This window comes from Streptomyces sp. NPDC006512, from assembly GCF_040611935.1.
GTDB lineage: Bacteria > Actinomycetota > Actinomycetes > Streptomycetales > Streptomycetaceae > Streptomyces.
Genome location: NZ_JBEXPG010000004.1, coordinates 119,583 through 137,695 on the forward strand (window position 1 = coordinate 119,583; position 18,113 = coordinate 137,695).

Annotated in this window: 12 protein-coding genes; 11 read left to right on the plus strand and 1 reads right to left on the minus strand. The window is 74.5% G+C overall.

What is annotated here, in order from left to right; translation table 11 throughout:
- Nucleotides 1-248 precede the first annotated feature (248 nt).
- From ABZZ17_RS04345 to ABZZ17_RS04395, 11 genes are all read left to right on the plus strand, one after another.
- A complete protein-coding gene (locus ABZZ17_RS04345) occupies nucleotides 249-869 on the plus strand; it encodes an L-threonylcarbamoyladenylate synthase (protein WP_356871831.1) in 621 nt (206 codons plus the stop codon).
- A gap of 430 nt (nucleotides 870-1,299) precedes the next feature.
- The gene (locus ABZZ17_RS04350; RefSeq protein ID WP_356871833.1) at nucleotides 1,300-3,036 is read left to right on the plus strand and encodes an AfsR/SARP family transcriptional regulator; all 1,737 of its coding nucleotides are present in this window, start codon (nucleotides 1,300-1,302) and stop codon (nucleotides 3,034-3,036) included.
- Between the two features lie 96 nt (nucleotides 3,037-3,132).
- Entirely contained in the window at nucleotides 3,133-5,334 is a 2,202-nt protein-coding gene (locus ABZZ17_RS04355) for a TOMM precursor leader peptide-binding protein (RefSeq protein WP_356871835.1), read from the plus strand.
- On the plus strand, nucleotides 5,324-7,276 hold the full coding sequence (locus ABZZ17_RS04360) for a TOMM precursor leader peptide-binding protein (RefSeq protein ID WP_356871837.1): 1,953 nt from the start codon (nucleotides 5,324-5,326) through the stop codon (nucleotides 7,274-7,276). The genes ABZZ17_RS04355 and ABZZ17_RS04360 overlap by 11 nt, the downstream gene beginning before the upstream one ends.
- Nucleotides 7,277-7,316: 40 nt before the next feature.
- Nucleotides 7,317-8,888, plus strand: coding sequence for a SagB family peptide dehydrogenase (locus ABZZ17_RS04365; RefSeq protein ID WP_356871839.1), 1,572 nt, complete (start codon nucleotides 7,317-7,319; stop codon nucleotides 8,886-8,888).
- A gap of 30 nt (nucleotides 8,889-8,918) precedes the next feature.
- Complete coding sequence (locus ABZZ17_RS04370) at nucleotides 8,919-11,774, plus strand: lantibiotic dehydratase (protein ID WP_356871841.1); 2,856 nt, start codon at nucleotides 8,919-8,921, stop codon at nucleotides 11,772-11,774.
- Nucleotides 11,762-12,853 carry a lantibiotic dehydratase C-terminal domain-containing protein gene (locus ABZZ17_RS04375; RefSeq protein ID WP_356871843.1) on the plus strand — a complete coding sequence of 364 codons (1,092 nt, stop codon included), beginning with the start codon at nucleotides 11,762-11,764 and terminating at the stop codon, nucleotides 12,851-12,853. Before ABZZ17_RS04370 ends, ABZZ17_RS04375 begins: the two co-directional genes overlap by 13 nt.
- A 20-nt stretch (nucleotides 12,854-12,873) precedes the next feature.
- The gene (locus ABZZ17_RS04380) at nucleotides 12,874-13,971 is read left to right on the plus strand and encodes a M50 family metallopeptidase (RefSeq protein WP_356872032.1); all 1,098 of its coding nucleotides are present in this window, start codon (nucleotides 12,874-12,876) and stop codon (nucleotides 13,969-13,971) included.
- A gap of 113 nt (nucleotides 13,972-14,084) precedes the next feature.
- Nucleotides 14,085-15,035, plus strand: coding sequence for an ABC transporter ATP-binding protein (locus tag ABZZ17_RS04385; protein ID WP_356871845.1), 951 nt, complete (start codon nucleotides 14,085-14,087; stop codon nucleotides 15,033-15,035).
- Nucleotides 15,032-15,787 carry an ABC transporter permease gene (locus ABZZ17_RS04390; RefSeq protein ID WP_356871847.1) on the plus strand — a complete coding sequence of 252 codons (756 nt, stop codon included), beginning with the start codon at nucleotides 15,032-15,034 and terminating at the stop codon, nucleotides 15,785-15,787. Before ABZZ17_RS04385 ends, ABZZ17_RS04390 begins: the two co-directional genes overlap by 4 nt.
- The gene (locus ABZZ17_RS04395) at nucleotides 15,784-17,742 is read left to right on the plus strand and encodes a TOMM precursor leader peptide-binding protein (RefSeq protein WP_356871849.1); all 1,959 of its coding nucleotides are present in this window, start codon (nucleotides 15,784-15,786) and stop codon (nucleotides 17,740-17,742) included. Before ABZZ17_RS04390 ends, ABZZ17_RS04395 begins: the two co-directional genes overlap by 4 nt.
- A gap of 71 nt (nucleotides 17,743-17,813) precedes the next feature.
- On the opposite strand, the gene ABZZ17_RS04400 is transcribed toward ABZZ17_RS04395, so the two are convergent.
- Nucleotides 17,814-17,987, minus strand: a complete 174-nt coding sequence (locus ABZZ17_RS04400) for a thiazolylpeptide-type bacteriocin (protein ID WP_037917023.1) — start codon at nucleotides 17,985-17,987, stop codon at nucleotides 17,814-17,816.
- Nucleotides 17,988-18,113 lie beyond the last annotated feature (126 nt).

Here is an 18,113-nt window from a genome sequence, read left to right on the forward strand (position 1 = left end):
CGTCCGTTTCGTCCGCGGCATCGCCACGCAGCCCTCCCAGATATCGCACGGCCGGATGGCAGCATCAAAACGATCGGGAGCCAAAACGATGATCACAAACTCGGCCCTGGGGCCGAACGGGTCCCCGAAGAGAACCCGGACGGAGCACTTCCGCTTGCGGGGGCGGGCCGTTCGCGGCAGCCGGGGCCCCCGCGGCGTCCCGCGCGACGGCGGCCGAACGGCGGGTTCCGGTCCCGTAGGCTCGGCGGATGGCGAAGTACTTCGACGTGCACCCCGAGAATCCTCAGCGGCGCACCATCAGCAGCGTGGCCGACAGCATCCGCTCCGGGGCGCTCATCGCGTACCCGACCGACTCCTGTTTCGCTCTCGGATGCCAGCTGGGCAACCGGGAGGCCCTCGGCCGGATCCGGTCGATCCGCGACCTCGACGACCGGCACCACTTCACCCTCGTGTGCCAGAACTTCGCACAGCTGGGCCAGTTCGCGCACGTGGACAACGACGTGTTCCGCGCGATCAAGGCCGCGACCCCCGGCCCGTACACCTTCATCCTCCGCGCGACCTCCGAGGTGCCGCGCCAGCTGCTGCACCCGAAGAAGAAGACCGTCGGTGTCCGGATTCCCGATCACCTCGTGACGCAGACGCTGCTCGCGGAACTCGGCGAACCGCTGGTTTCCAGCACCCTGCTCCTGCCCGACGAGGAGGAACCGATGACGCAGGGATGGGAGATCAAGGAGCGGCTCGACCACGAAGTGGACGCCGTCCTCGACTCGGGCGACTGCGGTACCCGGCCGACGACCGTCATCGATTTCTCGAGCGGCGAGGCCGAAATCGTTCGCCGGGGCGCGGGCGACACCGCACGGTTCGAGTAACCCGCCCTCCCCCGCCGCCATCAGGGCGGATTCCGGTTGTCGAGGTCGGAATCCGCCGGGCGGAGCGCTGCAATCCGGTCGTGGTGGAGATGCGACGGCGCGGATTTCTCCATTAGGACTCAAGCGATCCGGCCATCGGAACTCGTTTAGCTATGAACAGTCTTGGCGGGTCGACAGTAACTCCGCGAGGCGTCGGGGTGACTGAGAGGAGAAGTCCGAACGGTGGGTTCGAATTGAGCCAGCCGACGACTCGACTTTCACAAGATCCGTTATGTAGTGTTCCAGTCATTCACCGTCCAACGGGGGGCGGCGGGCATCCTCGGGCACTGGTCCGGACTATTTCCGGAGTGTGTCGGGGGCGGGGCTCGGCAGACCACCGCCCCCGTCACGCCCATCTCGACAGTCATGTGACCCGACACGGGGGACCATCATGCGGTTCCAGCTATTGGGGCCCCTGAGCATCGCGCACGGCCCCGAGACCGTAGTTCTCAAACCGTCCAAGCCGACCAGCCTGCTGGCCGCTCTTCTCCTCCATCCCGGCACGGTCGTTTCCACCGACTATCTGCTCCGCGCGGTATGGGACGAGGAACCGCCCGCCACGGCCCGGGCGGCCCTCCAGACGTGCGTGCTGCGACTGCGGAGGCTATTCGCTAAATACGGCATATCCGCGACCACCATCGAGGCCGTGCCGGGCGGATACCGGATGCTCAACGACACCGGGACGCTCGACCTCGTGCTCTTCCGCTTACTCGCGGCCAAGGCGCGGGCCGCCGCCGGTACGGACGAGGAGCTCTACCGGCTCCGCGAGTCCCTCTCGCTCTGGCAGGGCCAGCCGCTGGCCAACGTCGCCTCGCGCATGCTCCAGCGGGACGCGGTCCCCGCGCTCGAACAGGAGCGGCTGCGCGTGCTGGAGCGGGTCTGCGATCTCGAACTCGCCGCCGGGAACTGCCACCAGGTGCTCGTCGACCTCTACGACAGCGGGCGCCGGCACCCCGTCCGGGAACGGTTCACCGAGCAGCTGATCGAGGCGCTCTACCGCACCGGCCGGCAGGCCGAGGCGCTGGCCGAGTACCGCACGGTGCGCGACCGCCTCCGCGACGAGCTCGGGGTCGACCCCGGTCCCGGCCTGCGGCGCCTGGAGCTGGCGATCCTGCGGTCCGAGGAGCTGGGGCCCGCCCGGCCCGGGGAGCAGGCCCCGCCCGCGCCCGCGACGGCGCCCGCGCTGCCCTCCGTACGGCCCGCCGAGCCCGGCGGGATACCGCCCGTGCCCGGCTTCGCCGGGCGCGCGACGGACCTGCGGACCATGGCGCTGCGGCTCGCCGACCCCGACGGGCCCCGGCTGCTCGTCGTCTCCGGAGCCCCCGGGATCGGCAAGTCGGCCCTCGCCCGCCAGTGCGCGCACCAGGTCCAGGACGCCTTCCCCGGCGGGGTGTTCAGCATCGACCTGTCCGGCCCCGACGGCAGCGGCGTGCCGACAGGGGAGGCCCGCGGGCTGCTGCCCGCGCCCGGCGCCGGGCGAAGGCTGCTGATCCTCGACAACGCCGCCGGCGCGGGCCAGGTACTGCCGCTGCTGCCCGCGTCCGGTGACGCGTCGGTGCTCGTGACCAGCCGGCGCGGGCTCGCGGCGGTCGTCGCCACGCACGGCGGCGCGGTCCACCGCCTCGACGTCCTCGGCCCGTCCGAAGCCCACGGGCTGCTCGCCGGGCTCGTCGGCGCCGAACGGATCGCCGCCGAGGAGCGGGCGGCCCGCGAACTGGCCGCCGTCTGCGGGTACTTCCCGCTCGCCCTGCGGATCGCCGCCGGGCGGCTGCTGACCCGGCCGGGGCTGTCCGTCGCGGACTGCGCCGCCTGGCTGTCGCAGGACACCCCCGGGCGGCTCGCGCTGGCCGAGGACCCCCGGCTCTCCGTCCCGGAGGTGTTCGGGCAGGCCCTCAGCGCCCTCGCCCCCGAACTCCGGGAGACCTTCCTGCGGTTCGGCTCCCTGGAGCCGGGCCCCGGCCCCTGCGCCGCGGGCACCGGGCCGGTGCTCGAACAGCTGGTGGAGGCCGGGCTGCTGGAGGACGGCCCGCCCGGCCAGCCGTACCGGATCCACGCCTTCCTCCGGGTCTACGCGCGGTGGCTGGCCCGGGAGCACGACGGCGCGGCCGTGGCACCCCTGGCCCACTGAGCACCCTCCACACCCCTGCCCCGCCCCCGCACACCCTTCACCGGCATTTCCCACCTCACGTCACCGTCCCACCCAGACCGCAATCAGAGGTGTTCCATGTCCCAAGCCAGTTACGAAGCCGTCGCCACCTCCCGGCCCCGGATCCGCCGGGACGTGCTCTTCACGCAGACGCCCGAGGGAGTGCTGTTCCACAACTCCGACGGCGGTTTCCGCCTCAACGCCAAGACGGCGTACCGCTTCGCCACGCTGATCGTGCCGCACCTCACCGGCGAGCACTCCGTGGCCGAGCTCTGTCAGGGGCTGGGCGAACCCCAGCGCGCGATGGTCGGCGAACTCGTCAAGACCCTGTACGAGCGGGACTTCGCGAGATCCGTCGCCGAGCCGGAACCGGCGGCGGGCGCCGCCGCCGCGGACCCCCACGTCGCCCGCCGGTTCTCCCCGCAGATCGCCTACGCCGACCACTACGCCGACGACGCCGAGGCCCGCTTCCTGCGCTTCCGCGGCACCCGGGTCGCCGTCCTCGGCGAGGACCGGGTCGCCCTCTGGTGCGCGCTGAGCCTGGTCCGCAACGGCTGCGCGGAGATCGGCCTGCTGCCAGGACTGGAGCGCGCCGAGGTGCTCGCGGAGGCCGAGGAGGCCCGGGCCGACGGCGCCCCGGTACGGATCCACACCCTGCCCGACCCCGAAGGAGCCCTCGACTGGGGCAAGCTGACGGGCTTCGACTTCGTCGTGGTGACCGGTGGGACGGCCGCTCCCGGCCGGCTCTTCCCGCTGCTGCGCGCCGGGATACCCGAGGGGCGCAGCCTGCTGCCGGCCTGGACGTACGGGAGTGACGCGGTCGTCGGGCCGCTGATGACGCGGGGCACCGCCGGATGCTGGGCCTGCGCGGCGCTGCGCCTCGGTGCGGCCCGCGGCGGCGCCGGGGCCGCCGAGCTGTGGAGCTCCCTGGCGCTGCCGGACGCCGGGCCGGCGGCGGGGCCCGTGCCGGGGCGGCCGCTGGCCGCGATGATCGGCAACCTGCTCGGGTACGAGGTGTTCCGCGCGACATCGGGGGCGCTGCCCGCCGAGACCGCCGGCCGGCTGCTCGTCCAGGACATGGCCTCGCTGGACGTGACGGCCGAGCCGCTGTTCCCGCACCCGCGCTGCCCGTTCTGCGCGGACGCGGAACCGGGCGCGCCGGTCGACCTCGCCGCGGCCGGGACCACGGACACCCCCGCACTGCCGACCCTGGAGACGGCCCGCGACGCGGACGCCCTGGTCGAGGAGCTGAACCGGCGCTCGGCCCTGGTCCGCCCGGCCGCCGGGGTGTTCACCCGGTACGCCGACGAGGAACTGACGCAGCTCCCGCTGAAGCTCGGCGTCGTGGAACTGGGCATCGGGCACGCGGGGCCCCGCTCGGTGGCCGCCTTCGACATCCACCACGTCGCCGGGGCCCGGATGCGCGCCCTGGACGCGGCCGCCCTCGTCTACGCGGAGCACGTCGTGCCCGCGCGCGGGCTGCTGACCGACACCGGGCGGGAAACCCCCGTGGCGCCCTCGGCGCTCGCGACGTCCAGCGGGATCCCCGGCGGAGCCGGTGCGCACCAGCGGGCGTTCTCCCTGCTGACGAAGGAGCCCGTACTGGTTCCGGCGGGCGCGGTGCGGCCGTTCGGCCCGCACAACGCCGAGCGGCTCTTCGAGCGGTCCCGGGCCGGGGCGGGCGCGGGCCCCTCCCCCGCCGACGCCGCCGCGGCGGGCCTGCTGTCCGCGCTCGGGCACGCCGCGCTGCTGCGGGCCGTACGGGGTGCGGCGGCGGCCGCGGTGCCGCTGCCGGCGCCGGACGGCGAGGACGCGGAACTCGGCTTCCTCGTACGGTCGGCGGAGCGGCTCGGCATGCGGCCGGAGCTGCTGGACCTCGGCGAGGGTGCGCGCAGCGGAGCGGCGGTGCTGCTGGCGCGTTCCGGCGGCCGGTGGGCGCTCGGTGCGGGACTGGACCGGCGTACGGCGGCGGTCGCGGCCCTGCGGGAGCTGCTGGGCGCGGCGCAGTACGAGGCGGACGAAGCGGGCGGCGGCGGGCCGGCCGACACCGGGGACCCGCTGCTGGCGGACCTCGACGCGCGGGCGCTGGCCGTGTCGGGTGCGGCCGGGCCGCTGGGCGCGGAGCCGGCGGCCTCGTGGGACGGGGTACTGGAGCGGCTCGCCGCCTCGGGGCTCGACGCGTACGTCGCGGAGACCGGGTCCCGGGAGCTGGCGGGCGCCGGGATCCACACGGTGCGGGTGCTGCTCACGGCGGTCCGGGAGCCGGGCGATGACGCGTAACGGCCTCGCCGCGCCGCTGGTGCGGGCCGGGGCGGCCGTCGCCGACGGACTCGGCGCCGAAGCGGCGCGGCGGTTCGCGGACCTGCTGGAGCGGGCCCTGTCGGTACTCGGCGGGCCGCCGGTGGCCCTGACCGCCCTCGGGCTGCGCGACGCCTTCGCGGCTCCGGCCGAGGAGGCGGGTGCCGGGGCCGTTCCGGTGAGCCTGTACGGGTACCAGGCCGTGGTCGGGCCGGTCGCCGCGGCGGCGGGCGGGGCCGGGTGCGCGCGGTGTCTGGAGCGGCGCTGGCAGGCCGTGCGGTCCGTGGCGCTGCGGGACGCGCTGGAGCTGGGCGGCGGGACGCTGGCGGCGGGCGAGTGGCCGTACGCGCACGCCTTCGCCGCCGACGCGCTGGCCGCGCTGGTCGTGGCGCTGACCGGTCCGGGCGCGCCCGGGGGCGCCGGTGCGGATCGCGGGGTGTTCCCCGAGGTGCGGCTGCTGGACCTGCGCAGCGGCGTGGTGCGGCACTACCCGCTGGTGCCCGACCCGGAGTGCCCGGTGTGCGGTACGCCCACGGTGGACGCGCCGGGCGAGCTCGTGGCCGGGGCGGCGCCCAAGTACCGGCCGGGGAGCTTCCGTACGCGGCCCGTGGAGGCGTACGGCATCGAGGTCGCGGCGTTCGCGAACCCGCTGTGCGGGGCGCTGGGGCCCTCGCTGGTCCAGGACGTCTCCTCCACCTCCACCTCCGCGACCATCGGGTGCTTCTCGATGCGCTCGGGCGAGTACCTGCGCGAGACGTTCTGGGGCGGCCACACGGACACCTTCGACCGCAGCGCGCGGGTCGGGGTGCTGGAGGGGCTGGAGCGGTACGCGGGCATGCGGGCGCGGTCCCGTACGACCAGTGTCACCGGTTCGCTGCGGGAGTTCGGCGACGGGGCCGTCGATCCGCGCCGGGTGGGCCTGTACAGCGAGGCGTTCTACCGGGACAACCCGAGGGTGCGTCCCTTCGACCCGGACCGGACGATCCCGTGGGTGTGGGGGTGGTCGCTGCGCGACCGCGAGCCGCGGCTGGTCCCGGAGGTGCTGACGTACTACCACGCGCCGGGTCTGGAGAACCGGTTCGTGCAGGAGAGCTCCAACGGGTGCGCCTCGGGCGGGAGTCTGGCCGAGGCCTGCTACTTCGGGCTGATGGAGGTCGTCGAGCGCGACGCCTTCCTGCTCGCCTGGTACGGGCGCCAGCCGCTGCCGGAGATCGACCCGGCGACCAGTTCCCGGGCGTCGACGCGGGCCATGGTCGACCGGCTCGCGCTGTACGGGTACCGGGCCCGGTTCTTCGACACCCGGATCAGCTTCCCGGTCCCGGTGGTGACGGGCGTGGCGGAGCGGTTCGACGGCGGGCCGGGGCGGATGTGCTTCGGGGCCGGGGCCGGGCTGGACCCGGAGTCGGCGCTGGACTCGGCGCTGTGCGAGATCGCCACGGACGCCGTGAACCTGCCCGGGCGCACCGAACGGGACGAGGTGCGGCTGCGGGCCATGGCCGCCGACTTCGACCTTGTCACCGCGCTGCACGACCACCCCCTGGTGTACGGGGTGCCGGAGATGGGCCGGCACGCGGACTTCCTGCTGCGCGGCGGTACGGGTGAACCGCTGCGGCCCGTCTCGGCGCTGGCGCCGCCCGGGGGCGTGGCGTCCGACGTCCGCGAGGACCTCGACCGGTGCGTGGAGGCCGTCGCCGCCGAGGGGTTCGACGTGGTCGTGGTCGACCAGACGCTGCCGGAGCAGCGGGCGCTGGGCCTGCACACCGTGAGCGTGCTGGTGCCGGGTCTGCTGCCGATCGACTTCGGCTGGTCGCGGCAGCGGGCGCTCGGGATGCCGCGGCTGCGGACCGCGCTGCGCGAGGCGGGGCTGCGCGAGCGGGATCTGGAGCCCGCCGACCTGAACCCGGCCCCGCACCCCTTCCCCTGACCCGGCAGCCGTCGTGTCCGACATGAACCGAGGAGGACTTGTGGGCTACGCCCATGACTACGCCAGTGCCATCATGCACCGGGGCCGGGTTCCGATGGAGCCCGTGGACTTCGTGCCCGACTGGGCCGACCGCCCCCGCAAGGCCAAGTACTACCCGGAGGCGGAGACCCTGCCGCTGCCGGAGCCCGCCGCGGCGGCGGGCCCGGCGCCGGCCGGCGGGTTCACCCTTCCCCTGCTGTCCGGGATGCTCCAGGACTCGTACGGGCTGACCGGGCGCCGGCTGGGCGTGCAGGCCAACACCGACCTGTCGGCGCTCCCCCACTACACGCAGGCCAACTGGTCGCGGGGCACCGCCTCGGGCGGCGGGCTCTATCCGGTGGGGGTGTACTGGGCGGCCGGGCCGGGCGGGCCGCTGACGCCCGGGGTGTACCACTACGCGCCGCACCAGCACGGGCTGCGCCGGCTGCTGACGGGCGATGTGACCGGTGACGTGCGCGAGGCGCTCGGCGGGGTGGCGGACGGCGCGTCGCAGTACCTGGTGCTCAGCGTCAAGTACTGGCAGAACGCCTTCAAGTACAACAGCTTCTCCTTCCACGCCGTGAGCATGGACATCGGCGCGGTCCTCCAGACCTGGCGGCTGTGGGCGCGGGAGTACGGTCTGCGGATCGCGCCCGTGCTCTGGTTCGACGAGGAGCGGCTGGCCCGGCTGCTCGGCGTGGCCCCCGAGGAGGAGGGCGTCTTCGCGGTCGTCCCGCTGGAGTGGGAGGACGCGGCGCCGGTGGCGCGGGGCGGCGGCCCGGAGGCGCGGGGCGGGGTCCCGGCCGAGCGGCCGCGGGTGCGTCACCGGGACTGCGAACGTTCCCGTGAGGTGCTCGCCTTCGAGACGCTGCGCCGGATCCACGAGGCGACCCTCGGCCGCGCCGCCGACCGTCCGGCTCCCGGCGCCCTGGACGCGGCGGCCGCGCACCCGCCCCGGGGCGCGGACCCGGTGGCCCTGCCCGCGCCGGCCCCGGCCCCGCTGGGCGCGGCGGACGCGCTGCGGGCCCGGCGCAGCAGCTTCGGCCGGTTCGAGGCGAACCGGCCCGTCCCGGCGGAGCAACTGGCGGCCGCCCTCGCCGACTGCGCCGCCACCTCGGTGGGCTGCGAGGCCGAGGGCCCCGACGGGCCGCGGCTCACCTCCCTGTACGCCTTCGTCAACCACGTGGAGGGGATCGCGCCGGGCAGCTACGCCTACGACCCGCGGGCCCACGCGCTGCGGCTCGTGGTTCCCGGTCCGCCCGGGCCCTTCCTCCAGAGCAACTACTTCCTGTCCAACTACAACCTGGAGCAGGCGGGAGCGGTGCTCGTGCCCACCGTGCGGACCACCGCCGTCCTCGACGCCGTCGGCGACCGCGGCTACCGGCTGGTGGGGGCCGCCGTCGGCGCCGTCGCGCAGACCTTCTACACCACCGCCTCCGCCCACGGTCTCGGCGCGGGCGTGGCGCTCGGCTTCGACAACGTCTCGTACCGCGAGCGGCTCGGGCTGACCGGCACCGACGAGGCACCGCTGCTGATCATGCTGCTCGGTCACGAGCGGCCGCGGCCCGCCGACTTCCGCCACGAGATCGCCTGAGCGGGCGACGAGAGAAGCAGGAAGACCAGGATGAACACCACCACTCGATGGCACGCCGGCGACCGTTTCATGCTGCGCGTGGCCGGGCTGCCCCTCTCCGCGGCCGACGCGCTGCGCTGTCCCGACGCCGGCCGCTGGGCGGCCGACGTCCTCGCGGCGGAGGAGGTCCTGCGCACCGACGCGCAGTGGCTGAGCGAGGTACTGCACCGGGCGGTCGGCGCGACCGATCCGGAACCGGGCGGGCCGGGCGCGGCCCTGCGCCGGGACCTGTTGAAGCTGCGCCGCCAGATCCACAACGGCAGGCTGCCGGCCGATCCGGACGCCGCGCTGCGGACGGTCGCGGCCCTGGACGGCCCTGATGCCGCCGGCCGTGCCGGTGACGGTGGCCGTGCCGGTGACGGTGCCCGAGCCCGTGCCGGTGCCGAGGCGGTCGGCGAGCGGCTGGCCGGATGGCTGAACCGGCTGCGCGAACTGGAGAAGCTGCTGGCCGAGGGCGAACCGCTGCTCGCGGCCGACCTGGCACGGGGCCGGGAGGCACTGCGCGGGCTCCTCGGCGACGAACGGCTGCGGCACGGTCTGCTGCTCGCCTCCCCGGTCCTGGAGGGACAGCTCGACGCCTACGCCGCGGCCACCGCCGGGGACCGGGTTCCGGGGGGCCGGGCGCGCAAGGCGGAACGTTCGGTGCTCTCGTACCTCTACCGCACCGCCTGCAAGACCAGCCCCTTCAGCACTTTCACCGGGGTGGCGACGGGCACGTTCGTCGACCCGGACACCGGTGGGGACACCCCCGGCGGGATCCGGGTCGAGGACCGGTGGAACAGTCACGTCCGCCTCAACGTGGTGGTGCTGGCGCGGCTCGCGGAGCTGATCCTCGCCGACCCGGTGCGCCGCCGGGACCTGCCGCTGCGGCCGGCCTCGGGCTGGGGCCGCGAGGACGACCGGATCCGCTACGTGCGCCGCCAGGTCACGGCCGGGGACGACGCCGCCGCGGTCACCTTCGACGCCGTCAAGGACCGGCTGTTCTTCCTGCGCCGCAGCGGCACCCTGGACCGGCTGCTGGCCCTGTTCGCCGAGCGGGCGCAGCGCCCGGGCGGGGGCGACCTGCGCCACCGGGAGCTCGCCGACTGGCTGGCGGCGGAGCACGGCGCGGACCCGGCCGAGTGCGAGGCGTACATCGGCGCCCTGCTCCAGCTCGGCATGGTCCGGGTGCCCTGTCTGGACACCGAGGTGCACGGCGGCGATCCGGTGCGTGCGTTCCAGCGCTCGCTCACGGGGCTGGAGCGGCCCTGGGCCGACCACCTCGCCGGGCTGCTGGAGGAGCCCGCCCGGGTACTGGAGCGGTATCCGGCGGCGGACCGGGACGAGCGCGCACGGCTGCTGGTGGCCCTGCGCGCCGGACTGCGCCGGGTGCAGGCGGAGCTGGGCGCGGCGCCGGACACCCCGCTGCCGCAGACGCTGGTGTACGAGGACGTGAGCGCGGGCCGTGACCTGACGGCCGCCCGCCCCGCGTGGGCGGCTTCGGGAGGCGGTGCGCTGCGCTCGGTGGAGCGGATCCTGCCGGCCTTCGACCTCACCCTCGCCCAGCGGATCACCTTCGAGGGCTTCTTCACGGCCCGGTACGGGCAGGGCGGCCGCTGCGACGACCTGCTGGGTCTGGTCCACGACTTCCACGAGGACTTCTTCGACCAGTACCTGTCGTTCTCGGCGCGGCGCACCCCCTTCGACGCGCAGGGCGAGTACGTGCCGGAGGAGAACTGGCTGGGTCTGCCGGGCATCCGGGCCCTGGACGCGGCGCGGCGGTCCTTCGTCGGCCGGATGCGGGCGCACTGGGCGGCGTACGAGGAACACGGCGGCACCGAACTGCAGCTGGACGAGGCCGACTTGGTGGCCGTGGCCGGTGAACTGGATTCGGTGGTGCCGGGGTTCGCCCCGCGCTGTCACCACCTCCAGTTCGCCCGCGACCCGGAGACCGGCGGGCCGCTGACGGTGCTGAACCGCTCCTACGGCGGGCTGTCCTTCCCCTTCAGCCGCTTCACCCACGTGTACGAGGAACAGGGCGGGCAGGACGCCCTCGACGGGCAGCTGCGGGCCACGGCCGCCGAAGTCACCCCGCCGGGCGCGGTGTTCGCGGAGGTCACCGGAGGTCCGGTCACCACCAACCTGAACCTGCACGGGCGACTGACCGACTACGAGATCGTGTGCCCGGGCGAGAGCGGCACCCTGCCGGAGGACCGGCTGCTGCGGCTCGACGACCTGTACGCGGAGCACGTGCCGGAGACCGGCCGCGTGGTGCTGCGCTCGCGGCGGCTCGGCACGGAGGTGATCCCGGTCTACCTGGGCTACCTGGTGCCCCTGGCGCTGCCCGCGGTACCGCGGACCCTGCTGCTCCTGTCGCCGTCCTCGATGTCCCCGCTCGACGTGTGGGCGGGGGTGCCGGAGGCGGTGTCGCACGGCGGAGTGACGACACGGCCGCGGGTCGTGCACGGGGACCTGGTGCTCAGCCGCCGCAGCTGGACCACGACGGCGGGCGAACTGCCCGCGCGGGGAGCGCAGGAGGCGGCGCACTTCCTGGAGTGGCAGCGCTGGCGGCTGGCGCACGGACTGCCGGAGCGGGTCTTCGCGACGGTGTCGGCGGGCCCGTCCGCGCTCGGCGCCAAACCGCAGTACGTGGACTTCGCGAGCCTGCTGTCACTGGCCGCCCTGGAACCGCTGCTGCGCGAGCCCGGCCACCGGGTCGTGTTCCGCGAGATGCTCCCGGACCCCGGGGGCCTGCACACCCGCTCGGAGCGCGGCGCGCACGTCTCCGAGCTCGCCGTGGAGACCTTCACGACGACCACGAACTCCAACACCCCGAGCCCGGAGGGCGGACCCCGATGTCAGAGATGACCCCGACGCACGGCGCGTGGCAGGCCATGCACGTCTTCTACGCCGCCAACCCGCAGCCGCTGCTGGTCAACTGCGTGCGCCCGCTGATCGCCTCGCTCACCGAGGACGGCCTGCTGGCCGGCCACTTCTTCATCAACTACTGGCTGGAGGGTCCGCACGTACGGCTGCGGCTGCGTCCCGCCGGCCCGGAGGCGGAACCGGAGGTCCGGCGCCGTGCCGAGGAGGCGGTGTCGGCGTTCCTCAAGGCCCGCCCGGCCCTGTACGAGGTGGACTCGGGCTTCCTCAACGAGTTCTACAACACCCTGTTCGACATCGAGTTCCCCGAGGGCGACCGCGCCGCCTTCATGGGCCCCGACGGCAGGATGAACCTGCGGCCCAACAACTCGTACAGCTACGAGCCCTACGAGCCGGAGTACGGCAAGTACGGCGGCCCGGCCGGGATCGAGCTGGCCGAATGGCACTTCACGCACTCCAGCGACCTCGTCATGGAGGCGCTGGCCGGGATGAACCTGCACGTACGGACCGTGCTGCTGGGGACCGCGGCCCAGCTGATGATGGTGACGGCCGGGGTGTTCCTGCCCGACCGGGAGGAGCTGGGCGGCTACCTCGACCGCTATTACCAGTTCTGGCACCAGGCCTTCCCCGGCACCGGGTTCATCGGATCGGCCGAGTACGACCGCACCTACGCGCAGACCGGCCCGGGGCTCGGGCGCCGCTTCGCCGCCGTCCTGGAGGCCGTCGGCTCCGGCGAGACCGGGCGGCTGCCCGGCTTCCTCGCCGGCTGGGCCGAGCACTGCCGGGAGCTGCGCCGGCGCGCCGAGGCCCTCGCGCTCTCGGGCGAGCTGGTCTTCCGGTCCTGGGACGGCACCCGGGACGAGAAGGTGACGGATCCGGCGGTGGCGCTGCCGCTGCTGCTCTCCCCGTACATGCACATGACCAACAACCGGCTGCACGTGACCATCCGCGACGAGGCCTACCTGGCGCACCTGCTCGGCCGGGTCCTGCGCGAGGGCGCGGCCGCCGGAGCGGACCCCGCCGGGGGTACGGCGGCCGGTACGGCCGGGGTGGTCGGGCCGTGACCCCACCCGCGCCGTCCGGGATGCCGGAGCACCGGCCCGCGCTGCGCCCGGGGATCCTGCTGTCGCCGCCCCTGCTGAACGGCGCCGCCGTCGTGCACCTGGTCAAGGACCCCGCGTCGGGGGCCGCGTTCGAGATCGGCCCGAAGGAGTACTTCCTGGTCTCACGGCTGGACGGGTCCCGCAGCCTCGCCGAGATCGGCGAGGCGTACGGGCGGACCTTCGGGCGGCGGCTCGGCGAGCGCAACTGGCAGCAGTTGCTCGGGCTGCTCGGGAGCCGGCGGCTGCTCGCGGGCGGCCCGGCCCCGGAACCCGCGGCCGGGCCGGGGCCGCAGCGCACCGGAACCCTGCTGAAGGGCACCCTGCGGCTGGTCGCGGACGCCGACGCGACCACGGCCCGGCTGCACGCGTTCCTGCGGCCGGTGCTGCGGCCGGCCGTGCTGGGCGTACTGCTGCTGGTGTGCCTGGCCATGGAGGGGCTGCTGGCCGCCTCCGCCGGGCGGCTCCTCGGCGACCTGTGGTGGCTGCTGTCCCGTCCGGTGCCCTTGGTCGCGGTGGCCACGCTGCTGTGGCTGAGCACCGCCCTGCACGAGTTCGCGCACGGGATAGCGGCCCGGCACGTCGGGGGCACAGTCGGGGAGATCGGGCTGCGCTGGCGGCTGCCGGTCGCGATCATGTACTGCACCGTCGACAACTACCGCTACCTGCGGCGCCGTCGGGACCAGCTGGCCGTGGCCGGGGCGGGCGCCTTCGCCAACCTCCTCTTCCTGCTGCCGTTCCTCGGCTGGTGGGCGGCGCTGCCCGAGGGCGACGCCACCGGCCGGGTGCTGGGCGCGCTCCTGCTGCTCGGCAGCGCGCAGGCCCTGGTCAACCTGGTTCCGCTGCCTCCCCTCGACGGGTACTCGATCCTCGGGCACGCGCTGCGCGTGACCCGGCTGGCCCCCGCCAGTTCGGCGTACCTGCGGCTGCGGGTGCGCGACCGGGCCGCGGCGGCCGCGTACCCGGCGCGGGCCCGGCGGCTCTACCTGGGCTACGGGATCGGCTCGGCCGTGCTCGTCCTCCTCCTCGCCGCGGCGGCGGTCACCGCCGTGCTCCTCGCCGTCGGCCGCGCCGGCCCCTGAACCCGTACCCGCCCGCCCGCCCGCCATCGACCCAGACCCCGACCCCGACCCCGACTGCGACCCACCACCTCCCGCCCGAAACACCTTCCGACACCGAGGGAACCGCACCGCCCATGACAACTGACAGCACCCCACCGCCCGAAACCCCCGCCGTCTCCGTCCAGGAGGTACGCAAGCGCTACGGCGACCGCCAGGCCGTGGACGGGATCTCCCTCGACGTTCGCCGCGGCGAGTTCTTCGGCCTGCTCGGCCCCAACGGCGCGGGGAAGACCACCCTCATCGAGATCGTCGAGGGCCTGCGCCAGGCCGACTCCGGCACCGTCCGGGTGCTCGGACAGAGCCCCTGGCCCCGCAACACCGCCCTGCTGCCGCGCATCGGCGTCCAGACCCAGGCCTCGGCGTTCTTCGTCCGGCAGTCGGCGCGCGAGCACCTGGCCACCGTCGCCGGGCTCTACCGCAAGGACTCGGCCGCCGCCGACCGCACGCTGGAGACGGTCGGGCTGACCGAGCAGCGGAACGTCATGGTGGAGAACCTCTCCGGCGGCCAGCGCCAGCGGCTCGCCATCGCCTCGGCCTTGGTCCACGACCCGGAGCTGATCTTCCTCGACGAGCCTACGGCCGCGCTCGACCCGCAGGCCCGCCGCGACCTGTGGGAGGTGCTGCGCGCCCTCAAGGGCGAGGGCCGCACCATCGTCTACACCACCCACCACCTCGACGAGGCCGAGGCGCTGTGCGACCGGGTGGCCATCCTCGTCGCCGGCCGGGTCGCCGCGCTCGACTCGCCGCACCGGCTGGTCACCGCGGCCGGCGCCCCCGCCCGGCTGCTCGTCCCCGCCGGCCGGATCGCGCCGGACGAGGCCGCCGCGCTGCCGGGCGTGGACCGGGTCACCGAGCAGGGCGGCTCGATGGTGCTGGAGACGTCCGCGCCCGGCCGGGTCCTCCAGGCCGTCGACGCGCTCACCGGCCTCGACGGGGTGATGACCCGGACCGCGACCCTGGAGGACGTCTACCTGGAACTCACCGGCCACACCACCGCACACACCACCACGGAGTCCCGGGCATGAGCGCATACACGGCACTGACCGCCGCCGGTTACCGGGCCCAGGTCCGCGACAAGGCCACCCTCTTCTTCACCTTCGCCTTCCCCCTCCTCTTCCTCGTCGTCTTCGGCCTGATCTTCAGCGGTCAGGACGTGGAGGAGAGCGGCCGCCCCTACATCTCGTACATCGCGCCCGGCGTGATGTCCTGGGGCGTCGCCAACGCCGCCGTCTTCGGGATCGCCTTCACCCTGATGCAGTGGCGGCGCGACGACCTGCTGCGGCTGATCCGCCTCACCCCCACCCCGTTGACCACCGTGCTCGCCTCGCGGTACGTACTGGCCCTCGTGGTCGGCGTGGTGCAGGCCGCGGTGTTCGTCGCCGTCGCGATGCTGCCCGGGTTCGGCCTGGAGCTGGACGGGCGCTGGCCGCTGGTGCTGCCCGCGCTGGTGCTCGGCATCACGGCCTTCATGGCGATCGGGGTGATCGTCGGCACCTACGCCAACACGCCGGAGGCCGTCGCCGCGATCGCCAACTGCATGATGGTGCCGATGGCGTTCCTGTCCGGCTCCTTCCTGCCCCTGGACATGATGCCGTCCTGGTTGCAGGGCGTCTCGCGGGTGCTGCCCCTGCGCTACCTCAACGACGCGGCCACCGGGGCGCTCACCGGCTCGGGCTCCCTGTCCACGATCGGCATCGGCTGCGCCGCGCTGTTCGGATTCGCCCTGCTGTTCGGCGGCATCGGACTCAAGACCTTCCGCTGGAGCAACTCGTCATGACGGCGGCCTCCTTGAGGGCCGTACGGGCCCAGGCCCCCGACGGGGCCCCGATGGAGACGGCCCGGCGCCACCTGGAAGGGGCCCTGGCCGGCTCCGGCCAGGGGGCGCCCGTGGTCACCCTGGGCGTGCACGACGCCCTCGGCCCGCCCGGGCGCGACCCCTTCGCCGCGGTGCGCCCGGCCGCCACCGTCCACCTCACGGCCCGGGCCGTACTGATCGGCCCCTGGGGCGGCGACGGCTCGGCGCCCGCCTGCGGGCAGTGCCTGGCCATGCGCTGGCAGCGGCTGCGCAGCCGCAGCGAGCGGGACGCGCTGGAGACCGGCAGCGGCCCGGTCACGGCCGTCGCCGCGGACTGGCCCCGGCTGTCCCCGTACGCGCTGGACGCCACCCTCGCCCTGCACGCCGCCGTCCACGGCGACGCGGCCACCGCCGTCGCCCCCGGCCCGGCGGCCGCCGACCGGGCCCTGCCCCAGGTGTCCCGCCTGGACCTGGAAACCCTCCAGGTGCGGACGTACCCCCTGGCCGCCGATCCGCTGTGCCCGGGCTGCGGGCCGGGCGGCACCGACGGGCCCGCCCCCTTCACCCCCGTCTCCCGGCCCACACCCGTCCCGGGCGCGCAGCGGCTGCGCAAGGCCTCCGCGTACCCGATGCCGCGGACGGCACTGGCCAATCCGGTGACCGGGGTCCTCGGCGGCGGAACCTGGATCAACGTCACCTCGCCGACCACCGCACCGGTCGCGGGCAGCGTCTTCATGCGCGGTTACGCGGGCCTGACGGACGTCACGTGGAGCGGTCAGGCCAACAGCTTCGCGGCCAGCCGCGACCTCGCCTTCCTCGAAGGGCTGGAGCGGTACGCCGGAACCCACCGGCGCACCGGCACCTCGGTGCTCACCGCCTCGTACGCGGAGCTCGGCGACCGGGCCCTGAACCCGGCGGAGTGCGGGTTCTACCCGGACGCGACCTACCGCGACGACCCGCTGGTGTCGCCGTTCGACCCCGAGCGGCCGATCCCCTGGGTGTACGGGCATTCCCTGCGCGACGACCGGCCGGTGCTGGTGCCGGCCCGGCTCGCCTACTACAGCGCCGGGCTCGCCTCCGACAACTTCGTCTTCGAGTGCTCCAACGGCTGCGCGATCGGCAGCTGCCTGGAGGAGGCGCTGCTCGGCGCGCTGCTGGAGCTGATCGAGCGGGACGCCTTCCTGCTCGCCTGGTACGGCGGCCAACGCCTGACGGAGATCGACCTGGCCTCCGTACCGGGGCCGGCGGTGCGGATGATGGTGGACCGGGCGGCCCTCCAGGGGTACGACGTCCACGCCTTCGACAACCGGATCGACCTGGCGGTGCCCGTGGTGACGGGCCTCGCGGTGCGCCGCGACGGCGGCCCCGGCCTGTACTCGTTCGGTGCGGGCGCGGCCCTGGATCCGGGGACGGCGGTGGAGGCGGCGCTGTCGGAGGTGCTGACGTACATTCCGCACCTGCCCGGCCAGGTGGCGGAGCGGCGGGACGAACTGGAGGCGATGAGCCGGGACTTCGGGCTCGTCAGGCACCTCAAGGACCATGCGCAGCTGTACGGGCTGCCGGCGATGGCCCCGCACGTGCGGACGTACCGCGAACCGGTGGCCGTGAAGCCGATGGCGGAGCTCTACCGGGCGTGGGAGAGCGGCGGCCGGCCCGTGAGCGGTGATCTGCGCGACGATCTGCTGTGGTGCGTGCGGGAGCTGACCGGTGCCGGACACGATGTGATCGTCGTCGACCAGACGACGCCGGAGCAGCGCGCGATGGGGCTGCGGACGGTGTGCGCGGTCGTGCCGGGGCTGCTGCCGATCGACTTCGGCTGGTCGCGCCAGCGGGCCCCGTACATGCCCCGGCTGCGGACGGCGGCGCGGCGGGCGGGGCTGCGCGACGGCGATCTGACGCCGGAGGAGATCCGCATGGTGCCGCACCCCTTCCCCTGACGGGGGCCGGTACGCCGGATGCCCCGGACCCCGCGCAGGTGGGGTCCGGGGCATCCGTGTGCGCGCTCGGGTCAGGCGCTGCAGGAGGTGGTGCTGGTGGTGGAGGAGCAGGTCGAGGTGGAGCTGCAGCTCGTGGAACCGGCGAGCACGACCTCGCTGGCGTCCGAGTAGTCCGAGATCTCGAAGGTCTCCGACTCCAGCTCCAGGATCTCGTCGGCGAGCGAGGCCAGCGGCGACTTCTGCATGGGGACTCCTTGGGTTGGGCGGTCGCCGGACGGGTGACCGCTACCGTCGTTCTCTGGTGCTCCTCCAGGAAAGCCGGTCGCGACGTCACATCACCCGCTCATCTCCTGTCATACCGCTGACAGGAA